The organism is Neobacillus vireti (genome assembly GCF_036962465.1).
Lineage (GTDB): Bacteria > Bacillota > Bacilli > Bacillales > Cytobacillaceae > Neobacillus > Neobacillus vireti_B.
The window spans coordinates 172249-182085 of the sequence record NZ_JBALNF010000013.1 but is presented as its reverse complement, the minus strand read 5'-3'; the positions used below and the strand labels follow the sequence as shown (position 1 = coordinate 182085).

Sequence of the window (9837 nt, the reverse complement as noted above, 5' to 3'; positions counted from 1 at the left end):
TTCCGCTCCAATCAACATGCTAAAAGTCACCAATAACCTTTAATTCAGCCAACAAAAAAAGTACGCACAATGTGCGCACTTTTTTTGCGTTAACGGAATGATGGAGTATGATTTTGGAATGTTTGTGTTTGGAAAGCAGGCTGTATATTTGCAGCTGTTTGATATCCATACATCCCTATTTGTCCCGCTAGCTCTCTCTCCAATTGATTACACTGTGCAATAACTTCTTGGCATCGTTGAATCGCCATCTCGTGCCCTTGTAAGCTTTGCTGAATCGTTTGAACCGCCATTCTTTCTTTTTGCAGCATTTGCTCAAGCATCCGAACATTTTGCTGCTCGTTTTGCAGCATTTGTTGGTATTGCTGATTACTTAATTGTGTCTGTTGAATAAGCTGCTGTGAAAGCTGACGACATTGATTAACGTGTGTAATCGTATGTTGAGTGTTCATGTAATTACCTCCATTTTTTGGATATCAAATGCAATACAACCTCTTCTGGATCAATGGATTAAACCTTCAACCCAAGATTATAATTCGCACTTTTAGAGGCTTTCATTCTGAATTAAAACTACCAATAAATGTGTATAGTATCAGGTTATTTTTAGTGAAAAGATAAGAAAAAATAATAGTTACCTTCTCACCATGATGGCAGACAGCTTATCTAATCATTTTCTCTCTAAGTATACTTCTATCTTTCCCTGTCAATAACAGTACCAATGGAGCCAGAAAGGATGATAACAATGAACGGATTATATTTTATTAATGACCACATTTCCATTGGGGGTCTAACTAAGGAAGAAAGTATAATTTTACAAGAACAAGCCATTAAAAAATACGTTGAGGAACAAAATATTCAGATTGTTACCCTAAACCCGTATCAGTTAAAGGAGTATTACGCTGTTCCCCATGCGCTGCTGTATGATTTACATAAAGCAAATACCTCATTTGATTATTTCATTTATTATTCCCAACAAGCAGTTGAAGAATTTATTTTTTCCTATCCTGCAAAATGGCTTATATTAAAAAGCTATTTTAACAATACTATCATGATTAAAAAGCATACAGATTTTGACCAAAAGCAAGCAATTTAGCTGTTAGACGATGTAAAGGGGAGCCAAATGGTAACGGTTGTCCCATTTCCTTCTTGACTTTCAATATTGATCCTTCCTTGATGTGCTTCGATAATCCGAAAACAGGTCATGAGACCTAAGCCTGTGCCTCTTTCCTTAGTTGAGTAAAACGGCTCGCCAAGCTTTGATAATCGTTCACGCGGAATGCCGCAGCCATTATCGATAATTTCAATCGTCACCCCTGTGCTCTCCGCGATAACTCTAATATGAACCTGTCCCCACTTTGCTGTTGCCTCGAGCGCATTTTTAATGATATTCAGAAACACCTGGGTTAACGAATTCGGATCACCCATAATCGATAAATTCGGTCGTTCCACATAAAAATGCATTTCCTTACTTGTCAGAATTGCGTCGGGTTCTAACAGTTGGATGACCTGCTCAACTAAGTGATCAATATAAACATTCGTTAACTTTTCGGTATGTGGTTTCGCCATTGTTAAAAATTCAGAAATAATGACCTCCACTCGATGCAATTCATCAAGAACAATTTTTAAATAAACCGGGTTCATTTCTTTTTCAGCATTTAGCAACTGCATAAAACCCTTAATGGGTGTTAACGGATTACGAATCTCATGAGCCACGGCGGCTGCCATCTGCCCCACCACTGCTAGTTTTTCAGATTTTCGCAGTCGATCCTGTGTCTCCATTCGCTGCTCAATATCCCGTGAAACCGTGACGATTTCCTTTACTTCCCCTGTTTCTGGATCACTTAATGCCTTTACTGTTGATTCAATCCAAACAAAAGAACCGTCCTTCTTACGACAACGGTAGGTAATCAGCTTTATTTCTTCAATTTGGGCACAAATTTGCTGTTTTCTTATTTCGGTAAGGTCATCAGGATGGATAAATTCTAGAGGATTTTTTCCAATCATTTCTTCGGGCTGATATCCTAATAAGGTTTGAACTGAAGGAGAAATATAAAGGCAGGTAAAATCGACTTTATGTAACATGATGATATCAGAAGAATGCTCAGCTAGAAGCCGGTATTTTTTCTCTCTATATTTTAGAGCGTTTTCCATTTCTTTTTTCTCCGTGATATCTAGAACTTGACCGAGTAAAAACTCCTCACCCGTCAACTTTTCCTTGATTCTAGAAACCGTTAATACCCCTGTTTTAATTTTACCTGACTTGTGGATATACCTCTTTTCAAGCTGATATTCATTTCTGTGATAATTTAATAATTCTTTAAAAAACCGTGTATCGGTTATCATATCATCAGGGTGAGAAATCTCTTCCACCGACAATTTTTCCAGCTCATCGGACGAATAACCAATAAACTCACAAAAAGCTGGATTAAATTGGACCATGGTAAAATCGATTGTACTTATTAACTGCGGGATTCGGGATTGATAAAATATCTCTCGAAATAGTGTTAAATTTAACATCTAAGCCTCCAACCATTCCATTCCATTTTTTGAAACATATTGAGGTCATAAGTCATTTAGAAAAAAAAGACACTTTATTAGTATATAGTGAAACGGCTAATTCTTAAAGTATTAATTTTCTGATTTTCAGAAAACTTAAAAAGGACATCTCCAACAGTCATTCCGTTGTAAGACATCCTATTTTTTGAACTATTAATTTAAAACTGTTCGTGCGCCAAGGTATCTTGGTTTCCAATACGTATTTGTCATATCCGCAATCGAAACACCCGACGAGCCGGCTTGGATGAATTTGTTATTGCCTAAATAAATGCCGACATGGGTAGGGCCTGGTGCATAGGTTTCAAAAAATACAAGATCTCCGGGAACAGGGGTACTTACTACTTTTAATCCTGACCACTGTGTGGCAGCGGTCCTAGGAATAGAAATTCCTACTTGTTCAAATACGTATTTCGTATATCCGCTGCAATCAAAACCGGCGGGTGTGCTTCCTCCCCATAAATAGGGTGTACCTATATATTTATTGGCCACATCAATGACCATTTGCGCCTTTGAAACCGTAGTTTGTGGAGCAGGTAAAGTGGTATCTGCTGAGGAAACTTTTAGGACTTGTCCTACTCTAATCGTATCGGAAGTTAAATTATTAATAGATTTAAGCTGGGCAACAGAAATGTTAAAGCGAGTACTAATTTTCCAAAGCGTGTCCCCGCTTTGAACCGTATAAGTGGTGTCATGGCTGTGCGGGGCCAGTAATGATAGTTTCTGATTAATGTAGAGTGTATCACTTGTAAGCTGATTCCATGCCTTTAAGTCCGTTACGGATATTTGGTTAGCTTGCGAGATTTTCCAGAGCGTATCACCAGATTGGACGGTATAGATATTTTCATGCGCACTTGCAGTGCCACTAAAGGAAGCAAATAAGATACCTGCAGTTGTAACGGCTGTCAATAGGGGCCTTTTCATAGATGGCAGCTCTCCTTCGATTCGTTTTTACTACTTTTATCTTAATAGAGAGCTGTAACTGGTTGTAATGCCAAAGATATGGTTTTCAATGGAAATATCACCAGCTATGGAAAAAAAATCATTAAATGTGACAAGAGATATAACGAGAAAAGCCTTTAATAATCACGTTTATTTCACATTTCACTACCAATCTATTATTTTTTATTCATCAATTTGTAACATAGTTGTAATAATTTAAAGGTCAAAGGATGAATGTAGAAATATTGTAACAAACCCTTCAACCAAAGCTGAAAGGCCTATTTATAATAAAACTATAGAAACATTTTATATGGTATAAAAATATTAAGAATTTTGGTGATGATGATGCAAGGAATTACTAAAGGACACCCTCATACAATGGGGCATCCACATGGAGCAGGTAAAAAAATAGATTATGATGAAAACCCGTTTATTGTTATTTGGGAAGTAACCAGGGCATGCCAGCTAAAATGTGTGCATTGTCGGGCAGACGCTCAGCTTACTGCTGATCCTAGGGAACTAACACATGAAGAAGGTATTAATCTAATTGACCAAATCTATGAAATGGATAATCCAATGCTCGTTTTTACTGGCGGGGATTGTATGATGAGAGAAGATCTATACGAACTTGCTGATTATGCCATAAAAAAAGGTATGCGTGTCTCAATGACTCCAAGCGCAACAGCTAATGTGACAAAAGAAAAAATGAAGCTATTTAAAGAAGTTGGACTATCACGCTGGGGCTTTAGCTTAGACGGGCCTACTCCTGCCATCCATGACCATTTCCGCGGTACTCCAGGTTCATTCGATTTAACAGTTGAAAAAATTAAATACTTAAATGAACTCGATATGCCATTACAAATCAACACCGTTATTTCTCGGTATAATTATGACTCCCTTGAGGAGATGTCGAAATTAGTTGCCGAGCTTGGGGCAGTGATGTGGTATATTTTCTTGCTAGTTCCAACTGGCAGAGGCCAAATGGATGCATGTATCTCGCCTGCTGAACATGAAAAGGTATTCAGATGGTTATATGAGTTAAGTAAAACTGCACCATATGATATTAAAACCACGGCTGCTCAGCATTACCGCCGAGTTGTCCTTCAGCAAAAAACCCGGGACCAGTTAATTGAGAAAGGAGAAATTCACTACGAAGATTCCATTACAACTGATTTTGCCTCCATGCACGATGGCTTGAAACGTGCTCCAAAAGGGGTTAACGACGGAAATGGATTTGCTTTTGTTTCACATATCGGCGATGTAATGCCTAGCGGCTTGCTCCCAATTGTCGGCGGTAATATCCGTGAAACTCCGCTTGCAGAAATTTATCGTGAAGCAAAAGTATTCAAAGAGCTGCGTCAGCCTGATAACTATAAAGGAAAATGCGGCGTTTGTGAATATAATAAAATGTGCGGCGGCTCCCGTTCACGTACCTATGCTGTAACGGGTGATTACTTAGAAAGCGAGCCATTCTGTGTGTATATTCCACAGTCCATGCGCACCAAAGAAACAGCACCTACTCTCTAACCATACTAACGTTAAAAGGCATTCCGATTCGGAGTGCCTTTTTTAATCAATTAAGCCGGGATCCTCTATTTGTACTTTGGTATGGACCTTAAAAACAAGGTTAGGATAGATTTTTTTCCATTGATTCCAATCATCGTCATTAAAATGCCTTGAACGGTATCGTAACCCGAAACCGATCGGGTCGACTTCGGCCTTTTGCATCTTTACAAGGACTTTTGTAAATCTCCTGCTTATCTGTTCTTCAGCAGCTTTCTCAAATATAGATAACTTTGAGATAAGCACTCGCCTTGAGGCCTCTTCCAATGTTCCCTCCACCGAAATGTTTACACTAATATAAGGGGACTTCCCCTTTGGGGTATAAATTTTATATTTAGTTTTAACTTTTTGCGTATTGAGAACAACGATGGTTTTTCCCTTCGTCACATTAATTGCACTCTTTTCCTCATGGTTTCGGAGAAAGTTTATGATTTTCGTTTCCTCAGGAGTAAGTGTTAATTTCAAGTTACTTTTATTAAACAGACCAACTGTATTGATTTCAAACAAATTCTTCTTTGCCTCAATGATTGGCAGGAAAGGGTCTATCCCTCTCTCAATTAATCTGTATTTCATGTCAAAAAGGTACTCAGGATTTACATATGGCGTTTCAGAGCCTTCCCTTCCTAATGCTAGAAATAGTGCATTTGAAGGAATATACTCCGATTTTGGTTTCACTTTTAATACAGCTAATGCAGAGGGTTTTCCAATATTGACCCAGGCGATTTTTTGGATATCTCTTCTTCTGGTAAACCAATAATACATCCCGGCATTTCCCTTCCTCTTAACAATCGACTCGCTGAACACAATCACTTTCGCATGACTGAAGTCTATTTCCTTATCAACCTTTGTTTTGATAATTCGTACTGCCTCCGAGATTGAATTTGCTTCTTGAGAAACAATTTGATATTCATTTGGACTATCTTTAGAAGGGCCTGGCACCGCAAATTTCAAACTTACTAAATATTTTTTAGTATGATCTTTGGCTTTATCTACTCCAATACTAACCACAAAGAAACGCTTCTCAATATCTTTAAAACCACAAGCGCTCAAAACCAAACAAGACAGCAGGATAAGCAGATTTTTTTTCCATAAATTTAACAAGTTCATGATTTTTTCCTCCTAGCCCACAAGAAGAAAACACCAACTAGCATAACTTCGCTGGCGAGCCGGACGATGAGCCAGTACGTTGCGAATTTTAAGAGTAGAATTGTATTAAAGTAAATCAATCCTATAACCGAGATTCCAGTAAAAACACCGAGAATCAGCCATTCTTGTTTTTTACTGACCTCTTTTTTAAAGGAGCCCTTTATTAATTCGAGAGCAACATGCCAGTGAATTGCCACACTCATCAGGGAAATGCTCATATAAAACATAAGAAATAAGAAGATGACACGTTCAATCGGACTATAAACTAATCGGAGTGAATCAGCTGTAGTGACCCATGGATAGAGGTATTCCTGGGTACCGTCCGAACCATGGTAGCCAATAGGTATAAAAAAGGTCGTAAACATATTGATTAATCCTAAGATTGCGATCACAAAAAAATTCCAACCTTTTAATTTCCCCTTAATCACTCGATTGAAAACAATTAAGTTTGCATACCCTGAAAAGCAATAAGTTGCCGCTGCAAAGGCCTTTAAATTGGGCCATTTAAACAAATGAGTCCCTATTTCAAGGATTGAATCCCAATTAATAGAGGGATTTGTATAGGCCTTAATAATAATAAATAAGATCAGCGGTGTATTGAGGAAAAGGACAATTTCCAGCAGATACATCACTCGTTCGGTTGGCATCCGAATAATAAGAAAAATGGCCGTTAGATAAATGGCCAGCAGCAGCAGTTTAGGCATCTCAGGGTTAACAAAGCGCGCTAATATATCAATAAAACCAATAAGAGTAAGCAAACCCGCTGAAAACCAGACCAATTGAATACTGACAAGATAGAGGCGCTTAATCCCGCTATTTTTGTCTTTAGGAAGGTCAGGAACCGCTTGCTGTGAGAACTTAGTTATTGTTTTACTGTAAATATAATTCAGCGTAACTCCTACAGGAATAGCTAATATTGCTCCCATCACAGCTCCTTCATACCTATATTGAATCAATACCTTCGGAACAAAGATTATCACATTAATAATCATATTGATAAAAATTAAATACAGATAATATCGGTTCAGTTCCCTCCCCTCCCTTTTTTCTACTCTTTATTTGGCTTAGATTGAACTAGCGTTAGGAATGGAGTACCAAAGCTATCGAGCTTGACCATATAGGCAACTAATATCATGAATCCTACTACCACTCCGACTAAACCAAATATCGTCGCTAAGGCTAACACAATGTATTTCATGATTCGAAGGGTAAAACTAAAAGCATTGATCGGAACAACAAAATTTGAGATGGCAACGGTTGAGACGATAATAATCATAATATTACTAACCAGACCGGCCTCTGTTGCTGCCTGCCCTAAAATTAAGCCGCCTACCGTTGTCGCAGTCGGTCCAATTGCTTTCGGAAGCCGGATACTGGCCTCTGTCAGCATCTCCATCATGATGAGCATAATGGTTACTTCAACAAAAGACGGATACGGCACCCCTGTGCGGCTGCCAGCAATACTTATCGCTAATTGAACCCTAAAGAGTTCTGGGTTATAACTGGTAACCGCTACATATAATCCGGGCAGAATCAGACTGGTAAAAAAACCGATATATCTTAGCATCTGAAGAAATTTTGTCACCCAGAATGTTTGATAAATATCTTCCATCGAGGCCATAAAGTCCTTCATTACCGTAGGTAAAACAACGGCAAAAGGGGTACCGCTGATCAACAGAATAATCTTCCCGGCTGCTAAATTCACTACAACACGATCCGGGCGCTCCGTAACAAGCATGACAGGAATAAGCGCACGATTGTTTTTCTTAATTAAATCGAGCAGCTGTTCACCAGTTTGGAAGATTTGAACTTCAAGTTCTGCTAAAAATTCCTTAATTCGCTTTAACGTGTCGGGGTCTGCCAGTTTAGAATCATGAACAATCATCACCTTTGTTTTTGAGATCTTGCCCACTGTAGTCGATTCTACTTGTAATGTTGGTTCTGGGTAACGCTGGCGGATTAACCCGAGGTTGGTTGGTAAGCTTTCACTAAAACCAGACTGCGGTCCTTGGATGGTGGTTTCAACAGTTGTATCCAACACAGAATTATTTCTGTCCACTTTACTATCAAACAGGTATACTTCATCCAAGTAAAATAGGATCGTCACACCCCTTAATAACTCTTCAAGCGTTTTTTCTTTAGTTTCAAAGGGCTTTATCGCAGGATGGGAATCTAGATAAGCGAGAAATTGCCAAGAGTCCTTCATTTCATAAAATGGGACGATTACTTTCTGATGAATGACCTTTTCATCACTAATCGTTTTAATATATAATGCCTCGATCCTTTTATCCTTTGTATGCAGTTCTTTTAAAATAACATCATCTGAAGTGGATAGACTTTCCATCAGACGATTTTTGATTGACTGGCTAGATGGCATTATCGGTACCTCACCAAGCTTCTTTCTTCCTAATGTCCCACGATTATTGCCAGTTTATTCTAGAAAGTAATTTAACAGCAGGCTGTTGGTATTTTGCTAGAAGTTTTAGTTGAGCACTGTTTTGTTGGTTATGTTTCTTTCAAATTGGGAAAGTTGTTTTTAGAGTTGAAATCTGGAATTGGACAAATTTTATCTTTTTCTTTTCCTGTCATTCCTATATAGTGAGTGTATTGATGTTGAGAAGGAAAAAATTTTTAATTGTTAAAAGGATGTTAAAAATGATAAGATTCTTGGGCGTTACAGAAGAACATATTCTAGAAAAGCATAGTTCCATCCACAATCTAAATTTTGAGAAATATAGCCGCTATTGGGTAGATATAAATGCCCCAACCGATGAAGAGAGCAAATGTCTATCGGATATTTTTCATTTTCATCCTCTAGCTATAGAGGATTGTCTGAATAAAATCCTGCAAAGACCCAAATTAGATTACTATGATGACCATACATTTTTTGTTACCCATATTGTTCGGGAGAAAGACAATGAGATTTTAAAAGAAGAGTTAGATTTTTTTGTTGGCGAGAAATTTATCGTGACGTTTCAGCTTAACCCGTCAAAAGAGGTTTCCCAAGTTTGGGATGAAGCATCTTCTCAAAATAATGTTGAGAAATTTGGCAGTTTACATGTGTTTTATCGAATTCTAGACAAAATTGTAGATAATTACTTTCCGATTATTAACAGTATTGAAGATAAATTAGATGAGATCGAAGAGAACACCTATAATAAACCAATGAACAATTTATTGAATGAATTGTTTGACACAAGGTATATGTTACTTAATTTAATGCACACGGTGAATCCAATGCGTGACCTGCTTTATCGGATGTTAAACTCGCATCGTCTTAGCGATATAATCAATAGGAAAGAATATTTCTCAGATATCTATGACCATCTTTTAAAGCTGTCCGATATGGTCATGTCGAATCGCGAAATAACAGCGGACATTAGGGAGAATTATCTGTCAATAAATTCACATCAAACAAATAATGTGATGAAATTTCTAACGATCATGACCTCTATTTTTGCACCATTAACCCTAATCGCAGGAATATTTGGAATGAATTTTAAAAATATGCCCGAATTGTCATGGAAATATGGCTATGGCTATTCTCTTGGATTAATGGGAATCATTGGATTATCCATGTTTCTCTGGTTCAAGAAAAAGGGATGGTTTTGATTTCAAGCAGAAAGCATCATAAAA

Annotated in this window: 9 protein-coding genes; 3 read left to right on the top strand and 6 right to left on the bottom strand. The window is 37.8% G+C overall.

The genetic code is table 11. The features are described 5' to 3' along the window. Positions 1–89: 89 nt before the first annotated feature. Positions 90–449, bottom strand: coding sequence for a hypothetical protein (locus V7077_RS05710; protein WP_335499253.1), 360 nt, complete (start codon positions 447–449; stop codon positions 90–92). A 290-nt stretch (positions 450–739) separates the two neighbouring features. Between V7077_RS05710 and V7077_RS05705 the strand changes: the two genes are divergently transcribed. After that, complete coding sequence (locus V7077_RS05705) at positions 740–1090, top strand: hypothetical protein (RefSeq protein WP_335499251.1); 351 nt, start codon at positions 740–742, stop codon at positions 1088–1090. On the opposite strand, the gene V7077_RS05700 is transcribed toward V7077_RS05705, so the two are convergent. Together V7077_RS05700 and V7077_RS05695 are read right to left on the bottom strand one after the other, a co-directional pair. Further along, on the bottom strand, positions 1087–2514 hold the full coding sequence (locus V7077_RS05700; protein WP_335499249.1) for a PAS domain S-box protein: 1428 nt from the start codon (positions 2512–2514) through the stop codon (positions 1087–1089). The genes V7077_RS05705 and V7077_RS05700 overlap by 4 nt on opposite strands. A 192-nt stretch (positions 2515–2706) precedes the next feature. After that, a complete protein-coding gene (locus V7077_RS05695; RefSeq protein ID WP_335499246.1) occupies positions 2707–3474 on the bottom strand; it encodes a LysM peptidoglycan-binding domain-containing protein in 768 nt (255 codons plus the stop codon). Between the two features lie 363 nt (positions 3475–3837). On the opposite strand from V7077_RS05695, the gene V7077_RS05690 reads away from it, so the two are divergent. Then, positions 3838–5019, top strand: coding sequence for a TIGR04053 family radical SAM/SPASM domain-containing protein (locus V7077_RS05690; protein WP_335499579.1), 1182 nt, complete (start codon positions 3838–3840; stop codon positions 5017–5019). Positions 5020–5061: 42 nt separating this feature from the next. Here the strand turns inward: V7077_RS05690 and V7077_RS05685 are convergent, their stop codons facing one another. The 3 genes from V7077_RS05685 to V7077_RS05675 form a co-directional block, all read right to left on the bottom strand. Beyond that, complete coding sequence (locus V7077_RS05685; RefSeq protein ID WP_335499244.1) at positions 5062–6162, bottom strand: Ger(x)C family spore germination protein; 1101 nt, start codon at positions 6160–6162, stop codon at positions 5062–5064. Next, positions 6159–7127 (bottom strand): hypothetical protein, encoded by a 969-nt coding sequence (locus V7077_RS05680; protein ID WP_335499241.1) that lies wholly within the window; start codon positions 7125–7127, stop codon positions 6159–6161. Before V7077_RS05680 ends, V7077_RS05685 begins: the two co-directional genes overlap by 4 nt. Positions 7128–7249: 122 nt before the next feature. Then, positions 7250–8578 carry a spore germination protein gene (locus V7077_RS05675; protein WP_335499238.1) on the bottom strand — a complete coding sequence of 443 codons (1329 nt, stop codon included), beginning with the start codon at positions 8576–8578 and terminating at the stop codon, positions 7250–7252. Between the two features lie 278 nt (positions 8579–8856). Between V7077_RS05675 and corA the strand changes: the two genes are divergently transcribed. Next, entirely contained in the window at positions 8857–9813 is a 957-nt protein-coding gene (gene corA, locus V7077_RS05670) for a magnesium/cobalt transporter CorA (protein ID WP_335499235.1), read from the top strand. Positions 9814–9837 lie beyond the last annotated feature (24 nt).